Raw genomic sequence first — 20,371 nt, forward strand, 5'->3', positions numbered from 1 at the left:
CGGTCACACGGAGGCTGCGTCGAGCCACTGTTGAAGGTCGGGTGCGAGCGGGCTGCGAAACGTCACTCGCTCACCGGTTCCAGGATGCTCGAACTGCAGTTCGGCTGCGTGCAGAAACGGTCGGTCGAGCCCGAGGGCCGCTCGCCGCTGGCCATAGGTCGGGTCGCCGACGAGCGGGTGGTTGATCGACGACAGATGGACCCGGATCTGATGGGTTCGACCAGTCTCGAGACGGCATTCCAGACGCGACACGGTCGCTGGCGAGGAGTACGTCCCGACGACGCGGTAGTCGGTCCGCGAGGGTCGACCGTCGGCGACCACCGCCATCCTGAGCGGATCGCTCCGACTTCGACCGAGCGGCGCGTCGATGATCCCGTGGGGCGCCTCGGGAACGCCCCAGACCACGGCGTCATACACGCGGGTGGCGCTGTGATCGGCGAACTGCTCGATCAGCCGGTCGGTGGCTTCGTTGGTTCGTGCTACCACGAGCAGCCCTGAGCTTCCGGCATCGAGACGATGAACGATCCCGGGGCGCATCCGATCACCGACGTGTTCGAGATCGGGGTACCGGGCGAGCAGGCCGTTGGCCAGGGTCCCGGACGAGTTGCCGGCACCGGGGTGCACCACGAGACCAGGCGGCTTGTCGACCACGATCACGTGCTCGTCCTCGTGGACCACGTCGAACTCGACCGACGAGTCGCCGGTGGGCAACTCGATCTGCGGAAACGTGGTCGGGTCGACCATGACCAGTTGTCCCAGTTCGAGGCGGACCTTGCCCGATCGAGCCGATGCCCCATCGACGGTGACGCCGCCACTGGAGATCGCCGCAGCAGCATCGGAACGACTGATGTCGCCGATCAACGCCACGATGCGATCGAGCCGCTCCCCCGCGAGCGCCGCTGGCACTTCCTCCACGATCCGAGGCGAGGTCACGTCGACCCCTCCGTCGACGCGTCGGCTGGCCCATCCGTCGACGAATCGGCTGGCCCATCCGTCGACGCGTCGGCCGGCTCCTCCGTCGGAGCGTCGGCCTGGGGGCTCGCTGCGATCTCGGCGTTCTCGCGGCGTGAGGTGAGCACGGCGTTGAGGATGAGCGCGCCGGCGCCGAAGTTGATCGCCATGTCGGCGATGTTGAAGATCGGGAACCACTGGAAGTCGATGAAATCGACGACTGCCCCGCGCAACCACGCGTCCCCGCGGAACATGCGATCGACCAGGTTCCCGGCAGCCCCACCGATCACGCAGCCCATCCCGAACGTGGCCAGTCGTCCGCCGACGCCGCGGAGCGCGATCAACAGCCAGACGATCACGATGGTCGCCACCACGGCGATGACCGGACCGAAGCCCTGTGCAGCACTGAATGCCATCCCGCTGTTGAAGGCGAGATTGAACTGCAAGGTCCAGATGACGTGGATGTCGCGCCCGTCGGCCAGTTCGTTCAGCGCCCAGTGCTTCGTCAACTGATCGAGCGCGACGATGACGATCGCCAGAAGGACAGGACCGCGCCAGGCGCGAACGGGGTTCATGAGCGGAGTTCGAACGATGGGTCGAGCCAGATGCGAAACCGCACTCAGCGTCGAGCGATACCGCTGACCTTCTCCGCGGCGAGCACGGTGGTCTCCGGGAGCGCCTCGAGACGCTCCCGCGGGATCGGCTGACCGGAGATCTCCGAGTAGCCGTAGGTGCCCTGTTCGATCCGCAAGAGCGCCGCGTCGATCTCCTCGACGGTCTGTCGCGCCTGACTCGACAGCACGCGGTCGAGGTCGCGCTGCACGACCATCGTGTCGCCTTCGCCACCTTCGTCGTCGAACTGCACGTCGCCCATCTCACCGTCTTCGATCAAGCTCTCGGCCTCGTCTTCGAGGCGTACCGCTCGCTTGAGTTCGGATTCGCGACGAGCAATGAGTTCCTCGCGCTGCGCCTTGAGGAACTTCACGTCGAAGTCCTTGGTGTAGGTGATGCCGTCCTTGCTGGTACCTCGGGGAGGTGGAATCTCGACGACCTCGGGGCGATCGTTGGAGAGGAGACCCGGAGCGCTCGCCCGCTTGGCGGCGGGTTTCGCGGCGGGCTGCTTCAGGGTGGCGATCTTCTTGGTCGCCGCTGGCTTGTCTGGCACCTTTGCTGCTGCTGCCTTCTTCTTCGTCGTGGATGTGGTGGTCGCTGCGGTCTTCTTGGTCGCCGCGGTCTTCTTGGTCGCTGCGGTCTTCTTGGTCGCTGCGGTCTTCTTGGTCGCCGCGGTCTTCTTGGTCGCCGCGGTCTTCTTGGTCGCTGCGGTCTTCTTGGTCGCTGCGGTCTTCTTGGTCGCTGCGGAGGCCGACGCTTTCGCACTACTCGTCTTGGCTACCGATGCCGATTTCTTGGCCACCGTCTTCTTGGCCGATGCGCTCGTGCTCGCAGACTTCTTCACCGTCGTCGTGGCCGCGGACTTCTTCGCTGTCGTCGTGGCCGCCGATTTCTTGCTCGCGACCTTCTTTGCCGGTGCTGACTTCTTCGCTGCGGCCATGTGCACTCCTTCGCAACCGTCGAAACGACGGCTCTGGTCGGCGGTGTGAGCGCCGGACTCTAGCGCAAAGACCAGGGGTTCGGACGCGGTCAGGTCAGCGCGCGGACAGCGATCACCGGCGTCGCATCGTCGCCAGCCGCCGTCGTGTCACCGTGCGCGGCGCCCGGTGTCTCGACCGGTGTTTCGATCAAGGTCTCCGTCAGTGTCTCGGCCATGACGAGATCTCGGTGAGCTGCGAGCGACTCCAGCCAGGCCGGGTTGGCCGTCACCGACAGTTCGATGCGGTCCGATACGTGCAGGTCGGCGTCGCGTCGAGCTTGCTGCACGAGGCGAATCAGATCGCGGGCGCGGCCTTCGACTTCGAGTTCGGGCGTCACCACGATGTCGAGCGCGACCACGCCGGCGTGGCTGCCGAGTCCGGTGCTGGCCTGATCGTCGGAAGCCACCTGTTCCAAGGTGTACTCCCCCGCTTCGAGGCGGATGCCACCCACGACGACCACGCGGTCGTCACCGTCACCCTCGACCGACCAGTCACCCTGCTTGTGCGCCCGGATCACCTGCTGGACGTCACCGCCGAGCCGGGGGCCGAGCTTGGCCGGGACGAGTTTGAGTTCTTCGGTCGCCACCGAGCCGAGATCTGTGGTGAGTTCGACGTGGCGGACGTTGATCTCGTCGGCGATGAGATCGACGAACGCTCCGAGACGTTCAGCGTCAGGAGACGCCACCGTCAGCGAGTTGAGCGGAAGCCGCACACGCCGCTGATGTGCCTTACGTACAGACAGACTCGAAGAACACACGTCGCGCGCCAGGTCCATCGAGGCGACCAGCTCATCATCGGCCGGCAGTTCGTCGACCGTCGGCCAGTCGGCGAGATGCACGCTGTCGACCGCTCCGTTGCGGGACGCGTCGTCCCCGCTCGTCTCCCGACCGTGCAGTCCGTCCGCGATGGCCTCGGAGATCAGCGGAAGCAACGGCGCCGTCAGGCGTGTGAAAACCGAGAGCACCGTGTGGAGCGTGTCGATGGCGTCGGCATCGCCTTCCCAGAAGCGCGACCGGCTCCGGCGGACGTACCAGTTCGTCAGCACGTCGAGGTAGTCGCGAACGTGCTGACAGGCGGCGAACAGGTCGTAGCCGTCCATCGACTCGGTCATGTCGGCGACCAGATCACGGGTCTTTGCCAGCACATAGCGATCGAGCACGTTCGCCGAGTCGATGCGAACCACTCCGTGGTGGCCAGCAGCGTTGGCATACAGCGTGAGGAAGTACCACGAGTTCCACAGCGGCAGGAGCACGTGGCGCACGGTCTCGCGCATCCCGGCTTCGGTCACCATCCCGTCGCTCCCCCGCAGGATCGGCGACGACAGCAGGTGCCAGCGCATCGCGTCGGCCCCGTGACGATCGAACATCTCGCCCGGATCGGGATAGTTGTTGAGCGACTTCGACATCTTCTGTCCGTCGTCACCGAGCACGATGCCGTGGCTCACGCACGACGAGAACGCGGGGCGATCGAACAGCGCCGTGGCCAACACGTGCAGCGTGTAGAACCACCCGCGGGTCTGGCCGATGTATTCGACGATGAAGTCGCCGGGATGGTGATGCTCGAACCACTCGGTGTTCTCGAACGGATAGTGCACCTGGGCGAACGGCATCGACCCCGACTCGAACCAGCAGTCGAGCACTTCCGGGACGCGTCGCATCATCGAGCGACCGGTGGGGTCGTCGGGGTTCGGGCGCACGAGGTCGTCGACCGTGGGGCGATGCAGGTCGGCGACCGACACGCCGAAGTCCGCTTCGAGCTGTTCGATCGATCCGTACACGTCGAGACGCGGATACGTCGGGTCGTCGGAGCGCCAGACGGGAATCGGCGAGCCCCAGAACCGGTTGCGGCTGATCGACCAGTCGCGTGCGTTCGCGATCCACTTGCCGAAACTGCCGTCCTTGATGTGCGCCGGCTGCCAGGTGATCTCCTGGTTGAGTTCGACCATCCGGTCACGGAACTTGGTGACCTCGACGAACCACGACGAGACGGCTCGATACACCAACGGCTCGGCACAGCGCCAGCAGTGCGGGTAGGAGTGGTCGTAGGTGGCGTGGCGGATGACGGTGCCGCCGCGCGCCTTGAGCGATCGGATCACGTCGGGGTTGGCGTCGAAGACGTGCGTGCCCACCCAATCGCGGACCTCAGCCGTGTACCGACCGTGCTCGTCCATCGGACACAGGGTCGGGATACCGACGGCGTTGCAGGCGACCTGGTCGTCTTCACCGAACCCCGGCGCCATGTGCACGATGCCGGTGCCGTCGTCGACCGACACGAAGTCGGCCGCGATCACCTGGAACGCCTCCTGCGTGCCGTACTGCTCGGTGTCGGCGAAGTAGTCGAACAGCGGCGTGTACCGGCGCCCGACGAGTTCGGAGCCCTTCATGGTGGCCACCACGTTGCCCTCACCCAACTCGGCCGCGTAGTTGCCGAGGAGCGCCTCGGCGACGATGTAGCGGCTGCCGTTCAACTCGACGGCCACGTAGTCGAAGTCGGGGCCGACCGCGAGTGCGAGATTCGACGGCAGCGTCCACGGCGTGGTCGTCCAGGCGACGAGCTTCTCGCCGGTCTCGAGCTCGAATGCCACGGTGAGCGCCGGGTCCTGTCGGTCGCGGTAGGTGTCGTCCATCCGGGTCTCGGTGTTCGACAGCGGCGTCTCGCAGCGCCAGCAGTACGCGAGCACCCGGTAGCCCTCATAGATCAAGCCCTTGTCGAACAGGGTCTTGAACGCCCACATCACACTCTCCATGTAGGAGAGGTCGAGAGTCTTGTAGTCGTTGTCGAAGTCGACCCATCGGGCCTGACGTGTCACGTAGCTCCGCCAGTCGTCGGTGTACTGCAGCACGCTCGTGCGGCACGCCTCGTTGAACTTGTCGATGCCGAACGCAGTGATCTCCGGGTGGCCGGAGATACCCAGTTCCTGCTCGGCTTTCACCTCGGCGGGGAGTCCGTGACAGTCCCAGCCGAATCGGCGCTCGACGCGGCGCCCACGCATCGTCTGATACCGCGGGATCGCATCTTTGACGTAGCCGGTCAGCAAATGGCCGTAGTGCGGCAACCCGTTGGCGAACGGCGGCCCGTCGTAGAACACGAACTCGTTGTCACCGTTGTCGCCAGCCTCACGCTGCTCCACCGACGCGACGAACGTGTCGTCGCGCTCCCAGCGTTCGAGGATGGCGCGTTCCAGATCGGGGAAGTCCGGCTGCGATTCGACGTTCGGGTATGGCACGTCCGCCAAGGCTAGCGACGCGGTCGGCGCGCCGGGCCGACGGTGTGGACCGGATCACCAGCCGCAATCGGCCGCTGGCACCGTCAACGTCTCCGGGCGCCGCTCTAGCGGCCGTCGTCGTAGGAGAAGCCGGTAGGGCCGTCGTCGGAGATGTCGGTCTGGATGATCAGTTGGCCGGTGTCGACCACGCCCGGCATGGGCTGTTCCGCTGGCGCATCGTCGTGATCGTCGTGGTCGTCGTCGAGCGGATCGTCTCGCTCGTCGTCGACGAGCGGCGCCGCCTCCGCGCTCTCGATCCCTCTCGGCGTCTCGGCTCCGTCGCGCCCGACGAGCGGCATCTCTTCGGTATGCGCGTCTGCCGAGGTGTGCGTGGTGCCCGAGGCGGGCGACGACGTTCCGAGATCATCTGACGCCGACAGCAGCGGACGCCGAACCTCGCCGAGACCGCCAGGAACGCGTTCGACCAGGTCCATGATCGACGTCGCCGCATCGCGGAGCCGACTGCGCTCGTCGACCAGGAACGTCTGCAGATGATCGACGTCCGATTCGAGAAAGTCACGCCGAGCGAGCAGAGCGTTGACTTCGCTCTCCACACGGATGCGTTCGGCCTCGCCGGTCCGACGGGCCTCGTCACGCGCTTCGTCGAGCAGGCGAGCTGACATCTCACGCGTGCTCTCGAGCGTCCGATTCGCTTCCTCGTCGGCCGTGGCGGTGATCCGGCGTGCTTCGGCTTCGGCTTCGGCGATCGCAGTGTCGGCGGTTCGTTGGGCGAGCAGCAGCGTACGACTGATCGTCTCGGCCTGGTCGATCGATGGCGTCACCTCAGCGCTCGGGCTCGGGCTCGGGGTCTCGACCGGCGCCGGCTGCGGCGCTGGTTCGGGAGCCGGTGGCGTCGCCTCGGAGATCTCCTGCAAGCGGGCCACGGCGGCACGCGCACGTGCTTCCATCGCCGTCGACTGGTTCTGCGCGCGTTCGAGTTCGTTGGCGACCTCAGCGAGGAACGTACGGACCTCGTCCGGATCCAGACCCTTCTTGATGGTTCTGAATTCTGCGGTGCGAACTCGCTGTGGGCTGATGTCCATTGCTGTTCCTACGTTCTTTCCGGGTCGGGCTCTGCGGGTCGGGCTCGAGCTGGCGGGGCCGTGAGATGGCGACCGCCGTGTCGGTCAGTCGGCTCGGTCAGTGGTTTCGGTCAGTGGTTTCGGTCAGTGGTTTCGGTCAGTCGTCGTATCCGTCGAAACGCTGAGGTCGGGCCGCCGATGGCTTGAGCAGATACACACCCGTCGCCACCTTCTCCATCGTTCCGTCCAATGCGTAACAGATCCCGCTCGCAAAGTCGATCAGACGTCGCGCCACGTCGCGCTCGGTTCCTTCGAGGTTCATGATCACCGGCGTGCCGCTCTTGAACGCGTCGGCGACTTCTTGCGCCTGGTCGAAACGGCGGGGGCGAACGGTGTGGGGCTCCATGGCTCCTCCTGGGATGCTGCGAAGCTGCGGTTGTGGCGATGGGGGCTCGGGCTGGCTCGGGCGCACCTGCACCCCGCTGTCGTCGGCAGTGCTGCGAGGCCCCTGCTGGCGTGCCGGCTGGCGGCGGGCGGCCGAGGCGTCGAAGTCCTTCGAGGGGAAGCTCGGTCGAGGCGCAACGGTCCGCACGGTCGGTTCGCCCTCGGGCTCCCAACCGCCGCGTCCGCCTCGTTGTCCGTGCGCATCGGCGGGTTCGGTGTCACGCTGGGCGCGCATCTGACGAGCCGGGGGCTCCGGCTCGTCGTAACCGTCGTAATCGTCGTACGCATCGTCGGGACCGAGACCCAGGTAGTCCATGGTCCGTTTCCAGAGTGACATTGGTTCCTCCTGAGCGCCGGATGTTAGCCGCACGCTGGCGTAGATCGGTGGACGGCCATGGCAGGTCAGCCTCGCGGGCCGAACAACGCGGTGCCGATTCGGACCTGCGTCGAGCCCTCCGCGACGGCGACGTCGAGGTCCGCGCTCATGCCCATCGAGCAGGTCGTGAGGCCGTGCTCGTCGACCGATCGGCGCAGCAGGCCGAACCCCGGACGGGCAGCGTCGGCTGGTCGGTCGGTCGGTCCGACGGTCAGCAACCCGCGCACGTCGAGACCCGCCGACCGGGCGGCGTCGACGAGCGCGCCGACGTCAGCGGGAGCACATCCGCCCTTGTGTTCCTCCCCGGTCGTGTTCACCTGGATCACGATCGCGGAACCCGGCGAGCGTGACGCGATTTCTTCGATGAGCCGTTGTCGGTCGACGCTCGCCCAGACGTCGACGACCCCTGCGAGGTGTCGGACCTTGTTCGTCTGGAGTCGGCCGATGAACTCGACGCGCGGTCGGCGGTCGCCGAGCGAATCGATCGTGTCGGCCTTCGACAGCAACTCCTGCGCATAGTTCTCCCCGATCGCCGCCGCGCCGGCGTCGACCGCATGCCGGACGATCTCCGGGCCGAACCCCTTCGTGACGGCGAGGATCTCGACCGGATGTGTCCAGCTGCGCTCGACGGCGTCGATACGTTCGCGCACCTGGTGCAGTCGCCGCAGGATCGACGCTGCGTTCGTGTCGGGTTGGCCAGCTCCATCGTCGGGGGTCACGGCGCGAGCTCCATCCAGCCGATGGTCGCATGACGCCCGGTATCGCGTCGAACCCGATGCGAGAACCAACGCTCGTCGCAACCGGTGCACGGCCCGAGCACGTCCAGTTCGATCCCGTGACGACGAAGCCCGGCGCTGACTGCGGCCGGCACGTCGAGCGCCGACGATCCTGCCTTCGTCCGTCCCGAGACTGCATCGACCGACGCGCCGACGCCAGCTGCCACCTTGCTCCGATCCGCTTCACCGAACTCGTAACAGCACGGGTGAATCGTGGGCCCGAGCGCGGCGACGATCGGTGTGCTGTCGGCGCGCCGGACCGCCTCGTCGAGCACCCCGGCCGCAAGCCCGCGCCAGCCCGCGTGCACCGCGATGAGGCGACCCGAGCCCGACATCAGCACGACGACCGCACAGTCGGCAGCCCACATCGCAACGTGCGCGCCAAGCGCGTCGGTCGACTGGATGTCGGCGATGCCCGCCACGACGGGGTCGTCGAGCAGCGCCGGGCGGTCGATGTCGGCCGACGCGGTGCCGTGCACCTGGTCGACCATCCACCACGGTGCGCCGGTGATCGCCACGTGCCGGTCGCGCAGCAGATCTGGCGCCGTGCGTATCGGGTGGACGTCACCGTCACTGCGTTCGGAGGTCACGATCCGCAACCGGCGCCGATCGACGACTCGGTCGACGAGCGTCAGCACCACGACGAGATCAGCGACGACTCACTTGAGGAACGACGGGACGTCGAAATCGTCGTCGTCGTCGACGAGCGGGTCGGCGTCGTCGGTGTTACCGAACAACTCGGTGATGCGCGTCGGCGAGGTGCGAGGTTGATCGACGTTGGCCGACGAGCTCGAAGAGGGCGCGTTGTACGACGGCCCGTCGGCGCGGTCGAAGCCTGCCGAGATCACGGTGACGCGCACTTCGTCGCCCATCTCGTCGTCGATGACCGTGCCGAAGATGATCAACGCATCCTGGTGCGCGACGCCGTGGATGATCTCGGCCGCCGCGTTCATCTCGAACAATCCCATGCTCGACGGGCCGGTGATGTTCAACAGCACGCCGCGCGCCCCGTCGATCGCCGACTCGAGCAGCGGCGACGAGATCGCCGCTTTGGCTGCGGACACGGCGCGTTCGTCACCGCTGGCCTGGCCGATGCCCATGAGCGCCGTGCCTGCATCTTTCAGCACGGCCTTCACGTCGGCGAAGTCGGTGTTGATCAGGCCCGGCGTGGTGATCAGCCCGGTGATACCCGATACGCCTTGCAGCAGCACCTCGTCGGCCATCTTGAAGGCGTTGAGGACACTGGTCTTGTCGTTCGCGACCGTGAGCAAGCGATCGTTGGGGATGACGATCAGCGTGTCGACCTTCTCCTTGAGACGCTGCACACCGTTGTCGGCCTGCACCGAGCGGCGGCGCCCTTCGAACGAGAACGGGCGGGTGACCACGCCGATCGTCAAGGCTCCGGCTTCGCGGGAGATCTCAGCGATCACTGGCGCCGCACCGGTGCCCGTGCCGCCGCCCTCGCCCGCGGTGATGAACACCATGTCGGCGCCGCGGACCATCTCTTCGATCTCGTCGCGATGCGATTCCGCTGCTTCGCGCCCGACTTCAGGGTCGCTCCCCGCGCCGAGGCCTCGGGTCAGGTCACGCCCGATGTCGAGCTTCACGTCAGCGTCACTCATGAGCAGTGCTTGCGCATCGGTGTTGACGGCGATGAACTCGACACCCTTGAGCCCGGCGTCGATCATCCGATTCACAGCGTTCACGCCGCCGCCGCCCACGCCGACGACCTTGATCACCGCGAGATAGTTCTGTGGCATGCCGACCATCAGTCGATCCCCTCGCTGGGTTGAGTGTGCTGTGTGTGCATCGCGTTCTCGCATCCGATCAGCCGTCTCGTTCGGAGACGTGGTTGTGTGCGCATTCTGTCAGGTCTTTCCGCGCCGTTGAGGGACGCTAGCGGCTCGGCGCCCCATCAGCGTTGCGTCGCCTGTTGTGTCGACACGTCGATGACGGTGATCGCTTGACCGTTGACATCGTCCAGCACTCGCTCGAGGCGAACCAGACGTTCGAACTGCGCACTATCTGCGATGGCCGCTCCGAGGCGGACCTCGATGTTCGGAGCAGGTTCACCGTTGAGCAACTGATTGGTGAGGTTGAGTCGGATGTCGGCCCCGTCAGCGGTGGCGGAGATCGAGACCAGCCGAGACCGAACTTCCTGGGTCAACTTCGTCACGAGGTTCGCCGCAGCCGCATAGCCGACGTCCGCGAACTGGCCGACCTCGAGGTCGAGGGTGCCGGGACCGGAGATGAGTACCGGAGCGACCGGCTCACCGTCTTCGATCGCCAGGACCCGCCCTTCGCGATCGAGAATCCGGTAACGCTCGTCGAACCCGCGCATGGTCGCGAGTGGCACCCGCTCGCGCAACTCGATCGATGCCGAGTTCGGGAAATCGGTACGGACCCGAGCGGACTCGACCCAGGCGATCTCCTCGAGGCGCCGTTCGGCGTTCGCCGTGTCGACGAGCAGCGTCGGCGTGCCGAGGAGATCGTCGACCACCTCTTGCACGGCGTCGGTATCGGCATACTGCTGCCCCGACACCGTGACGTCGTCGACGGCGAACAACCCGGAGCCGAGAACGGCCAGGATCGCCACCACGACGGCGAGCACCAGCGCACCGAGCGCCACCCATTTGAGTCGCCGACGGCTCTCCTGGCGACGGACACCGATGCGTCGTTGACGCAAGCGAGGCTCGATCGCCGCCTTGCCGGCCTCCTGGGGGAGGATCGCATCGCCTTGGCCGTCGTCGTCGATGAAGACGGTGCCGGCAGCGCTGTCGAGTTCTTCGTCGAGGTAGACCGCATCGGGGAGGTCGTCGCCTGCGATCGAGATCGTGGTGACGCCTCGCCGCGACGGTTCGGGGCGCTCAGCGGATCCGGGCCGGTCGGGCGAGAACGCTTTCGACAGTTCGTCGAGCACCAGATCGTCGGGCATCTCACCCGTGTCGTCGCTGGCGGCTTCGTCGAACGACTCGGCCATGTCATCCGCTGACGCGTCGCCCGTTGACACATCATCTGCTGAAGCGTCGCGGCCGCCCCGATCAGCGGGGCCGATGATGCGGACGTCGCTGAACTCGTCGCGAGCGTCGTCGTCGGCTGCTGCGCGCGCGGCCTGTTTCGCTGCCCGTCTCGATCTCAGTCCCACAGCGCCTCGAATCCGACCAGTCGAATCTCGCTGCGGAGGGCGAAGCCGGTCTCGGCGAGCACCCGGGCGCGCACCTCGCGCATCACCGCCACCACGTCGGCGGCGCAGCCGTCGGGGTCGGCCTGGATGAAGTTGGCGTGCTTGGCCGACACGCACGCCGTACCGACACGGTGGCCCCGCAAGCCGATCGAGTCGATGAGCGCACCGGCACTGACTTCGCCAGGGACGGGGTTGACGAACACCGAGCCAGCGTTCTGTCCGCCCGGCTGGTTCGCTCGACGCCACGCGACGATGTCGGAAAGTTCGCGTTCACCTGCCTCACGATCACCCGGCGCGAGTTGCAGCCGTGCCGTGAGCACCACGGCCGAATCCGGAAGTTCGCTCGCGCGGAATCGGAGCCCGAGGCGATCAGCGGGAAGGGTCCGACTTCGCTCTCCGGCGGCGCCGGCGAGGTCCCACAGGACCACGTCGACGAGGGCGGCGGACATGTCGGAGCCGTGCCCGCCGGCGTTCATCTTGACGGCGCCACCGACGGTCCCGGGCACACCGACCGCCCATTCGAAGCCGGTCAAGCCAGCTGCAACGGTTCGGCGTGCGAGCACCGGGAGCAGGACACCGCTGCCGGCCACCACCTGCGAACTGTCGGAATCGATGTCGATCTGATCGGCGATCTCGTTGATCTCGGTGATCGACACCGCGATTCCCGCGAACCCGACATCGCTCACCAACAGGTTCGAACCGCGACCGACGACCAGGACGGGCAGCGCTGACGCCGCAGCGGCGTCAGCCACCAGGTCGAGGTCGTCGATCGACCGGGCGCGGACGAACACCTCGGCCGCGCCACCCACTTTGTACGTCGTGAACGGCGCGAGCGACACGTCGCGTTCGGCGAGCGCGCCCAACGCGCGCGCGGCGACGTCGCCCGCACCGCGCCGCTCCGACGCAGGGCGTTCACCGTCGAGCACGTGCATCGAGCACCTCCGACGGGAACGAGGCGATGTCGCCGCAGCCCATCGACACCACGACGTCGCCATCACGCGCTTCGGCAGAGATGAACGAGACGAGGTCGTCGCGCCGAGGCAACCACACGACGCGTTGGTCAGGACGCTCAGCCGTGACGGCGTTGACGATGAGCTTGCCGGTGACACCGGGGATCGGCGTCGTGCCCGAAGGATAGATGTCGGTGAGCACGACGACGTCCGCGTCGCCGAATGCGTCGCCGTAGTCGTTCCAGATCTCGGCGATGCGGTTGTACCGATTCGGTTGGAACACGGCGATCACGCGTCGCCATTCGTCGCCACCGTGCCGGGCACCCGACAGGACCGCACGGATCTCCGAAGGGAGGTGGGCGTAGTCGTCGACGAACGTCGCTCCGCCGTCGGCTCCACGAATGTCGAAGCGGCGAGCGACACCGCCGAACTTGGCGAGCGATGCGATGACGTCGGCGATGTCGACACCGACCTCGAGCGCCATCGCGAGTGCGCCGACGGCGTTGAGCACGTTGTAGTCGCCACGCATCGGCAACGAGACGCGACCGAGTTCGACGACTGCGCCGTTCGCATCACGACGCTCGACACCGAACACGGTGGTGCCGTGCTCGCTGCGAACGTCCACGGCCCGCACGTCCGCGTGCTCGGAGAAGCCGAAGGTGGTTGCGCCGTGCCGGAACGCGAGCGATGCCGCTGCCGGGTCATCGGCCGACACCACCTTGGGTCCCGGCACCTGCGCGAGGAAATCGTCGAAGCTCGCCACGATCGAATCGAACGAGCCGTAGTGGTCGAGATGGTCCACCTCGACATTGGTCAAGATGGCGCCGTGCAGCGGGAGCTCGAGATGCGTGCCGTCACTCTCATCGGCTTCGACGACGAGCCATTCGCCACCGGTCCACTGTGCGCCGGTGCCGACGTCGGTCACGTCGCCGCCGACGACGAAGCTCGGCCGCAACCCCGCTTCGGCCAGCATCAGCATGAGCATGGACGTGGTGGTCGTCTTGCCGTGCGTGCCGGCGACGGCCAACGACTTCGCGCGCGCACAGATCGAGGCCAGCATTCCGGCGCGTCGCAGCGCGGGGACGCCTCGGTCACGAGCTTCGTCCAGTTCGATGTTGCGCGCCGGAATGGCCGTCGAAGCGGTGACGGCGTCGACGCCGTGCACCAACTCACGGTCGTGTCCGATGTGGACGGCGACCCCGGCAGCCCGAACGCGTTCGAGCACCGGGCTCTCGCGCAGGTCCGAGCCCGAGACATCGTGTCCCATCTCGGCGAGTGCGATAGCGATCGCACTCATGCCCGGCCCGCCAACGCCGACGACGTGCAAACGGTGCGGGATCGACAGGTCGAGCGGCGCGCTCGGCGCCGCCCGCGGTGCTGCGGACACAAGGCCGACGACGTCGTCGAGTGGGGGGCTCACGGGGCGCTTCACGATGATCGAGAGGTTAGAGCGACCTCGCGGATCAAACTGGCCAATGCGCCGGATCGGTGCACCTCGCCTCGCTGCCGTGCCGCGTCGGCGAGGGCTCGGCGAGCGTCGACGGATCCGCGGAGCCGTTCGATCTCGACGCCGAGTGCGCCGTCACGGCACGCCGCCTCGTCGACGAGCACAGCGGCGCCGACCTCGCTGAGCCACGCGACGTTGTCACTCTGGTGGTCGTCGGCCGCCCCCGCCCACGGAACCAGGATCGCGGGGGTTCCGGTCGCTGCGACCTCGTGGACGGTGCTCGCACCGCCTCGACCGATCAGCAGGTCGGCGCCGGCATAGATGGCGACCATGTCACGCTCGTAGCCCACGACCTGGTGCACGACACCGCTCGAGCCGTCGCCGACGGGGGCGACGGACGTCGCGAAGCGCTCACCGGCCACCTGGCGCACGGCGAGGCCGACGTCTTCTCGGTGCGCTGTCAGGTACTCGGCGATCGCGTCGTTGAGCACACCAGAGCCGAGCGAACCTCCCATCACCGCGACGAAGAACCGATCGTTCGGGATACCGAGACGGTCGCGCGCCGCTGCGCGATCGGTCTCACGATCGACGTCGAGCACGGCCTGTCGAACCGGTGCCCCGGTCATGCGCGCCCGTGGGAGGGGCGAGTTGTCGAATGCGACGGCGCACGCGACGGCGCTGCGGGCGGCGAGTCGACTCGCCCGGCCGGGCCGCCGATCGTAGGAGACGACCACGATCGGAATGCCCAGCTTCTTGGCAGCGAAGACCGCCGGCATGCTCGCGTACCCACCGACGGACACGACCACGGCGGGCCGGAGTTCACGCAACAGCGTCACGGCAGCTCGACGGGCGCGCAGCATCTTCGGGACGAACCCCAGATTGCGACGAGTCAGCGATCGTTGGAAGCCGACCACGTCGAAAAAGGTCCGCGGGTAGGGGGTCTCGGGAACCAACCGCGTCTCGATCCCCCGCTCGCACCCGACGTAGTGGACCTCGGTCGCTTCGACACCGTCGGCGACGAGCGCATCGGCCACAGCGAGCGCGGGAAGCACGTGTCCGGAGGTTCCGCCACCGGTGACGACGGCGAAGGTCGCGGCGGCGTTCGCCGCGCTGCGCGTCCGCGACGTGTCGGACATGCCTGCCGTCACCTGCTCCCGGTTCGGACACCGATGCGGCGCGCGACGCTCAGCAACAGACCGGCGGCCGCCATCGACACGAACAGTGAACTGCCGCCCGCCGAGAAGAACGGCAACGTCAGCCCCGTCACGGGCATCAATCCCGTGACGCCACCGAGGTTCACGATCGCCTGAACACCGAACCAGGAGGCCACGCCACCTGCCACGAGCATCCCGAATCGATCGGGTGCCGCGAGCGCCGTTTGGATGCCGAAGAACACGAGCAATAGGAATCCGCCGATCACCGCGCCCGCTCCGATCATTCCGAGCTCGTCGGCGATGATCGCGAAGATGAAGTCGCTGTGCGCGTAGGGCAGGTAGCCGAGCTTGGTCTTGCTGCCGCCGATCCCCGAGCCGCCCAGACCACCCGATGCCATGCTCACGAGGCTCTGGTACGTCTGCCACGACAGGTGGTCCTTGTTGCCCGTGATGTCCCGGAAGGCGGTGAACCGGTCGAGACGCATCGGGCTCGAGACGACGAAGAGCAGACCGATCGCCGTCGACACCGCCGCCATCACCGACATCGGCACGAACGGAACGCCAGCGATCCACGCGATCGAAAAGACGATCGCGCCGAGCACGATGGCCGAGCCGAGGTCGCGCTGGAGCAGACACAGCCCGGCGCCGACCGCGGCGATACACGCGAGCGGAGCGAGCGTCCGGCGACGATGGTTCATGAGGTCGGCGCGCCGCGTCAGGAGTTCCGCGACGGCGAGGATCACGACGAGCTTGAGGAACTCCGACGGCTGCACGCTGAAGCTGCCGACGCGAATCCAGGCGTTCGCTCCGTTCACGCTGGCGCCGATCCCTGGGGCGAACGGTCCGAACATCGCCGCGACGCCGAGGACCGAGAGCGGGATGATCAGCCGCCGCCACGAGTTGTACGGCACCTTGGCCATCACGATGAGGCCGACCAGCCCGATCGACGCCCAGATCGCTTGGCGGATGAACACCGTGTAGGGCGAATTCCCCTGGTTGGACTGGGTGACAGCCGAGGCCGACAGCACCATCACCAATCCGAGCATGACGAACACGGCCACGACCGCCACGATGCCGTACCACGTCCCGGTCGGGGGTCCGAGCCGCTCGATGCGCTGCGACGTCGCCGTTCGGTCACGGCGAGTCGCTTTCGGGCGAGTCCGCGCTGGTCGCCGCCGCTCCGGGCGGACGCCAGCATCGGCGAGGCGGTCGAGTGCTGCCTCCCGGCGGTCGCGGACACTGATCGTCGAAGCCATGGTCACGGAGCTCCTGTGCTGGTCGGGTCACTGGTCGCGTTTGCCGCGCTGCGTGGCAATCGATGGAGTCGTTCGACGAGCGCGACGAACTCGTCGCCGCGCGCCTCGAACGATGGGTATTGGTCGAGACTCGCGCAGCCGGGCGACAGCAGCACCGTGTCGCCAGGTCGGGCGATCTGGGCGGCGAGGTCGACGGCCTCGGTCAACGTCGCGCGGGTTTCGACGATCGGTACGGACGCGAACGCTTCGGCGATCGACGGCGCCGTGGTGGCGATGCCGATCACCGCACGCACGTGGTGAGCCCCGACCGCCATCTCAGCCAGATCGACGCCCTTGTCCTTGCCGCCGGCGATGAGCACGAGGTCGTCGAATCCGGCGATCGCAACGGCCGCCGCGTGCGGCGTCGTCGCCTTCGAGTCGTTGAACCAGTCGATGTCGTTCCAGCGTCCGACGTGCTCGAGGCGGTGCCGCGGCCCGACGAACGACGCCAACGCGGAGGCGATCGCACCTTCGTCGGCCAGGCCGCTCTCGAGGACGAGCGCCGACGCTGCGAGCGCATTGGTCACGTCGTGCGGGAGGCTGCGTCGCATCGCGTCGCGTCGCACGATGTCACCATGCGGACCGACGAGCACGTCGCCATCGGCTCTCCGCTCCAGTCGATAGTCGGCGTCGTCCGCGCCGAACGTGCGAACCCTGCCAGGGGCATCGGCGATCCGGCGCATGACCGTCGCGTCGCGAGCGAAGCCGACCGCCGTGTCCGACGTCCGCTGGTTGATCCAGATTCGGAACTTGGCGTCTTCGTACGTCTCGAGGTTCCGGTGCCAGTCGAGATGATCCGGTGCGAGGTTCAACCACGCAGCGGCCTCGGCACGGAAACTCGGCGTCCACGCGAGCCGAAAACTCGTGCATTCGACGACGAAGGCGTCATGGTCGTCCTCGATCGCGTCGACGAGCGGCGTGGCCGTGTTGCCCGCATCGACCGTCGACAGTCCGGCCGCCTGCAGCATCGCAACCGTCATCAACGTGGTCGTCGTCTTGCCGTCGGTGCCGGTCACCGCAAGCATCGGTCGCGGTCCACCAGGACGCAGTTGTTCCCACCGATACGCCAGCTCGATCTCGCTCACGACGTCGGCGCCCGCCTGGAGTGCGATCCGTACGACACGGTGCGTCTCCGGAATGCCCGGTGCCGGACTCACCAACTCGCACTCGTCGACCAGATCGGCCAGCGTCGCATCGTCGGGCGCGTCGAGGAGCGGGATCCCCAACTCCGCTGCGACCGCGGCTCGCTCCGGGGTCACGGCGTCGTCGGCGGCGACGACGTCGTAGCCGCGCCGAAGCAGCGCTCGCGCCGTCGACACACCGGTGACGGCGAGGCCGTAGACGAGCGCTCGCGGCGCGGCCGTCTCGACGTTGCCCGCCGCGACCGAATCTGGTGGTGCGTCGCTCACAGGCCTGACACCGCCAGGCTCGAGAAATCGGCGATGAAGATGCCCAGTGCGAGGCCGACGGCGATCGCCGAGATCAGCCAGAACCGGATGATGACCGTCGTCTCCGGCCATCCCATCAGTTCGAAATGGTGGTGGATCGGCGACATCCTGAACAGTCGTCGTGTGCGACCGGAGGCCTTGAACACGAGCATCTGGAGCCCGACCGAGCCCGCCTCCATGACGTTGACCGCGCACAACAGCAGGATCAGCAGATGTGTGTTGGTGGTCAGCGCGAGAAAAGCCAGAGCTGCACCGATCGCCAGCGCCCCGACGTCTCCCATGAAGATGCGCGCCGGTGCTGCGTTCCACCAGAGGAACCCGAGACAACCGCCAGCGAACGCAGCGGCGAACACGCCGAGCGCCAGCGGGTTCACCACCGACGGATAGAGGTCGCCGTTGCGGAACGCCAGGTAGGCGATGATCACGAACGCCCCGAACCCCATGAGCGCCGAACCAGCGGCAAGGCCGTCGAGACCGTCGGTGACGTTGACGGCATTGGTCGTCGCCCAGATGATGCCGCCGGCCCAGAGGATCCACACCACGGTCGGCACCTCGACGCCGAACTCCTCGGCACGCGTGATCGAGATGGTCTCGGAGATACCGGTGCCCACGACCAGCCACCAGGCCATCCCGAAGCTCGCGAGCATCGTGATGTAGTTCTTCTGCTTCCAGAAGATGCCACGGTTGTGGCGTTTGCGCACCTTGATGAAATCGTCGAGGAACCCCATCGCCGCCATGAAGAGCACGCCGACCCACATGATCAACGACTGTCGAGCGAACGGGAAATCTGGTCGCAGGTGGGCGATGAGCCAACCGATGAACGCAGCACCGACGATCGCGATGCCGCCCATGGTCGGCGTGCCCTGCTTGGCCATGTGGTGATCCGGCCCGTGGTCTTCCTTGCCGAGAATCGGCTGCCCTTGGCCGCGTGTCTGGAAGAACGAAATCAGGAACTTGGTTCCGAACAATGACACCGTCGTCGAGATGGCGGCGGCGAGCAAGATGGCGATCACGTATGGTCCTCTGCGGGTGATGAAGCGGTGCGTGCGTCGAGCACGGCGCGGGCGACGGCCCGGTCGTCGAAGTCGATGATGGAGTCGCCGAGATCTTGGGTCGTCTCGTGTCCTTTGCCCGCGATGACGACGATGTCGGCGTCGGTGGCCTGGGAGATCGCCTGGGAGATCGCCCGTCGCCGATCGGGTTCGGACGAGACCCGGGCACGGTAGCGGTCGTCGACCCCGTCGAGGATGTCATCGATGATCGCCGACGGAGGTTCCCGGCGGGGGTTGTCGGAGGTGACGACCACCACGTCGGCGACACGCGCGGCAACAGCACCCATCTGCGGCCGCTTCTCTCGATCGCGCTCGCCTCCACATCCGAACACCACGATCACGCGTCCCGCACCCGAGACCAGCCGCCGACTCGATTCCAGCAGCGTCTCGAGCCCATCGGGGGTGTGTGCGTAGTCGACCACCACCGCCGGAGCGGGCTGGTCGTCCTGGTCGTTCCGGCTCGAGCGACCGACCGATTCGAATCGGCCGGGGATCGGTGAGAACGACGCGATCGCCTCGACCGCGTCAGGCTCGCTCACTCCAGCAGCGGTGGCAATGCTGAGCGCCATCACCGAGTTGGCGACGTTGACCATGCCGCCGATCGGCACCCGGACATCGAGTCCCCGCCAGCGATACCGGTGACGGCTTGCCTCGACGTCGACCTCGGTCACGTCGTCGATGCTGACCGAGATGACCGACATGGCATCGGTGTCGCCGTCGCGTGCGGCCACTGCGTCAGCGAGCACTCGACCGTGCGGGTCGTCGACGTTGATCACCGCGATCGGAGCGAAGACGCGTTGGAACAAGCGTGCCTTGGCTCGAAAGTACGCCTCCTGTGTGCCGTGCAGGTCGAGATGGTCACGGCCGAGGTTCGTGAACGCGACGACGTCGAACGCGGTGCCGTCGACGCGGTGGAGATGCAGCGCATGCGACGAGACCTCCATCACCGCTGCCACTCGACGGGCTGCCACGAAACCGGCGAGTACCGCCTGCAGTTCAGGAGCTTCCGGTGTCGTCCGTGGCCCGTGCAACGTGCCGACGACACCCGTCGAACGGCCCGCTCCCTCGAAGATCGCCGCGACCAGTTGGGCGGTCGTGGTCTTGCCGTTGGTGCCGGTGATTCCGATCGTGGTCAGCGATCGACTCGGGTATCCGAACGTGGCAGACGCGGCCACCCCCGCGGCGATCCGCGTGTCGTCGACGACGAGTTGTGCGGCCGCGACACCGTCGAGCGCGTGATCGACCAGCAAGGCGACCGCACCGTCAGCGACAGCCTGCTCCGCGAAGTCGTGGCCATCGAACGAGGCACCGCGCATGCAGACGAACAGCGATCCGGACGTCACCGATCGTGAGTCGTGTGTTGCCGACGACACCATCACACCAGACCCGACACCAGACCCGACACCAGACCCGAC

At 67.1% G+C, this 20,371-nt stretch carries 17 protein-coding genes; all 17 read right to left on the reverse strand.

The window, feature by feature from the left end; all coding sequences use genetic code 11:
• Positions 1-3 precede the first annotated feature (3 nt).
• A complete protein-coding gene (locus ACE37B_RS02925) occupies positions 4-933 on the reverse strand; it encodes an RluA family pseudouridine synthase (protein WP_409921781.1) in 930 nt (309 codons plus the stop codon).
• Positions 930-1,526, reverse strand: a complete 597-nt coding sequence (lspA, locus tag ACE37B_RS02930; protein ID WP_409921782.1) for a signal peptidase II — start codon at positions 1,524-1,526, stop codon at positions 930-932. The genes ACE37B_RS02925 and lspA overlap by 4 nt, the downstream gene beginning before the upstream one ends.
• A 44-nt stretch (positions 1,527-1,570) precedes the next feature.
• Positions 1,571-2,503 carry a TraR/DksA family transcriptional regulator gene (locus ACE37B_RS02935; RefSeq protein WP_409921783.1) on the reverse strand — a complete coding sequence of 311 codons (933 nt, stop codon included), beginning with the start codon at positions 2,501-2,503 and terminating at the stop codon, positions 1,571-1,573.
• 89 nt (positions 2,504-2,592) lie between these two features.
• Complete coding sequence (gene ileS, locus ACE37B_RS02940) at positions 2,593-5,769, reverse strand: isoleucine--tRNA ligase (RefSeq protein WP_409921784.1); 3,177 nt, start codon at positions 5,767-5,769, stop codon at positions 2,593-2,595.
• A gap of 104 nt (positions 5,770-5,873) precedes the next feature.
• On the reverse strand, positions 5,874-6,851 hold the full coding sequence (locus ACE37B_RS02945) for a DivIVA domain-containing protein (RefSeq protein ID WP_409921785.1): 978 nt from the start codon (positions 6,849-6,851) through the stop codon (positions 5,874-5,876).
• Positions 6,852-6,987: 136 nt separating this feature from the next.
• Complete coding sequence (locus tag ACE37B_RS02950) at positions 6,988-7,611, reverse strand: cell division protein SepF (protein ID WP_409921786.1); 624 nt, start codon at positions 7,609-7,611, stop codon at positions 6,988-6,990.
• Positions 7,612-7,676: 65 nt separating this feature from the next.
• Positions 7,677-8,369, reverse strand: coding sequence for a YggS family pyridoxal phosphate-dependent enzyme (locus ACE37B_RS02955; protein WP_409921787.1), 693 nt, complete (start codon positions 8,367-8,369; stop codon positions 7,677-7,679).
• Positions 8,366-9,067: a polyphenol oxidase family protein gene (locus ACE37B_RS02960; protein ID WP_409921788.1), complete on the reverse strand. Its 702-nt coding sequence runs from the start codon at positions 9,065-9,067 to the stop codon at positions 8,366-8,368. Before ACE37B_RS02960 ends, ACE37B_RS02955 begins: the two co-directional genes overlap by 4 nt.
• An 18-nt stretch (positions 9,068-9,085) precedes the next feature.
• Positions 9,086-10,195, reverse strand: coding sequence for a cell division protein FtsZ (ftsZ, locus tag ACE37B_RS02965; protein ID WP_409921789.1), 1,110 nt, complete (start codon positions 10,193-10,195; stop codon positions 9,086-9,088).
• 146 nt (positions 10,196-10,341) lie between these two features.
• Positions 10,342-11,406, reverse strand: a complete 1,065-nt coding sequence (locus tag ACE37B_RS02970; protein ID WP_409921790.1) for a cell division protein FtsQ/DivIB — start codon at positions 11,404-11,406, stop codon at positions 10,342-10,344.
• Positions 11,407-11,561: 155 nt separating this feature from the next.
• On the reverse strand, positions 11,562-12,542 hold the full coding sequence (murB, locus tag ACE37B_RS02975) for a UDP-N-acetylmuramate dehydrogenase (RefSeq protein ID WP_409921791.1): 981 nt from the start codon (positions 12,540-12,542) through the stop codon (positions 11,562-11,564).
• Entirely contained in the window at positions 12,523-13,980 is a 1,458-nt protein-coding gene (murC, locus tag ACE37B_RS02980; RefSeq protein ID WP_409921792.1) for a UDP-N-acetylmuramate--L-alanine ligase, read from the reverse strand. Before murC ends, murB begins: the two co-directional genes overlap by 20 nt.
• An 8-nt stretch (positions 13,981-13,988) precedes the next feature.
• The gene (locus tag ACE37B_RS02985) at positions 13,989-15,143 is read right to left on the reverse strand and encodes a UDP-N-acetylglucosamine--N-acetylmuramyl-(pentapeptide) pyrophosphoryl-undecaprenol N-acetylglucosamine transferase (RefSeq protein WP_409921793.1); all 1,155 of its coding nucleotides are present in this window, start codon (positions 15,141-15,143) and stop codon (positions 13,989-13,991) included.
• 8 nt (positions 15,144-15,151) lie between these two features.
• Positions 15,152-16,417, reverse strand: coding sequence for an FtsW/RodA/SpoVE family cell cycle protein (locus ACE37B_RS02990; RefSeq protein ID WP_409921794.1), 1,266 nt, complete (start codon positions 16,415-16,417; stop codon positions 15,152-15,154).
• Positions 16,418-16,419: 2 nt separating this feature from the next.
• Positions 16,420-17,865, reverse strand: a complete 1,446-nt coding sequence (murD, locus tag ACE37B_RS02995) for a UDP-N-acetylmuramoyl-L-alanine--D-glutamate ligase (protein WP_409921795.1) — start codon at positions 17,863-17,865, stop codon at positions 16,420-16,422.
• Positions 17,862-18,917 carry a phospho-N-acetylmuramoyl-pentapeptide-transferase gene (gene mraY, locus ACE37B_RS03000; protein WP_409921796.1) on the reverse strand — a complete coding sequence of 352 codons (1,056 nt, stop codon included), beginning with the start codon at positions 18,915-18,917 and terminating at the stop codon, positions 17,862-17,864. The genes murD and mraY overlap by 4 nt, the downstream gene beginning before the upstream one ends.
• The gene (locus ACE37B_RS03005) at positions 18,914-20,332 is read right to left on the reverse strand and encodes a UDP-N-acetylmuramoyl-L-alanyl-D-glutamate--2,6-diaminopimelate ligase (protein ID WP_409922884.1); all 1,419 of its coding nucleotides are present in this window, start codon (positions 20,330-20,332) and stop codon (positions 18,914-18,916) included. The genes mraY and ACE37B_RS03005 overlap by 4 nt, the downstream gene beginning before the upstream one ends.
• Between the last annotated feature and the right edge of the window lie 39 nt (positions 20,333-20,371).

Origin of the sequence: Ilumatobacter sp., from assembly GCF_046290335.1 — a bacterium.
GTDB lineage: Bacteria > Actinomycetota > Acidimicrobiia > Acidimicrobiales > Ilumatobacteraceae > Ilumatobacter_A.

Bases quoted from the DNA above. Each gene is read 5' to 3' on its own strand.
- lspA (WP_409921782.1), bottom strand. From the start codon at position 1,526: ATGAACCCCGTTCGCGCCTGGCGCGGTCCTGTCCTTCTGGCGATCGTC.
- ACE37B_RS02935 (WP_409921783.1), bottom strand. From the start codon at position 2,503: ATGGCCGCAGCGAAGAAGTCAGCACCGGCAAAGAAGGTCGCGAGCAAG.
- ACE37B_RS02945 (WP_409921785.1), bottom strand. From the start codon at position 6,851: ATGGACATCAGCCCACAGCGAGTTCGCACCGCAGAATTCAGAACCATC.
- ACE37B_RS02950 (WP_409921786.1), bottom strand. From the start codon at position 7,611: ATGTCACTCTGGAAACGGACCATGGACTACCTGGGTCTCGGTCCCGAC.
- ftsZ (WP_409921789.1), bottom strand. From the start codon at position 10,195: ATGGTCGGCATGCCACAGAACTATCTCGCGGTGATCAAGGTCGTCGGC.
- ACE37B_RS02970 (WP_409921790.1), bottom strand. From the start codon at position 11,406: ATGGCCGAGTCGTTCGACGAAGCCGCCAGCGACGACACGGGTGAGATG.
- murB (WP_409921791.1), bottom strand. From the start codon at position 12,542: ATGCACGTGCTCGACGGTGAACGCCCTGCGTCGGAGCGGCGCGGTGCG.
- ACE37B_RS02985 (WP_409921793.1), bottom strand. From the start codon at position 15,143: ATGTCCGACACGTCGCGGACGCGCAGCGCGGCGAACGCCGCCGCGACC.
- ACE37B_RS02990 (WP_409921794.1), bottom strand. From the start codon at position 16,417: ATGGCTTCGACGATCAGTGTCCGCGACCGCCGGGAGGCAGCACTCGAC.
- ACE37B_RS03005 (WP_409922884.1), bottom strand. From the start codon at position 20,332: ATGGTGTCGTCGGCAACACACGACTCACGATCGGTGACGTCCGGATCG.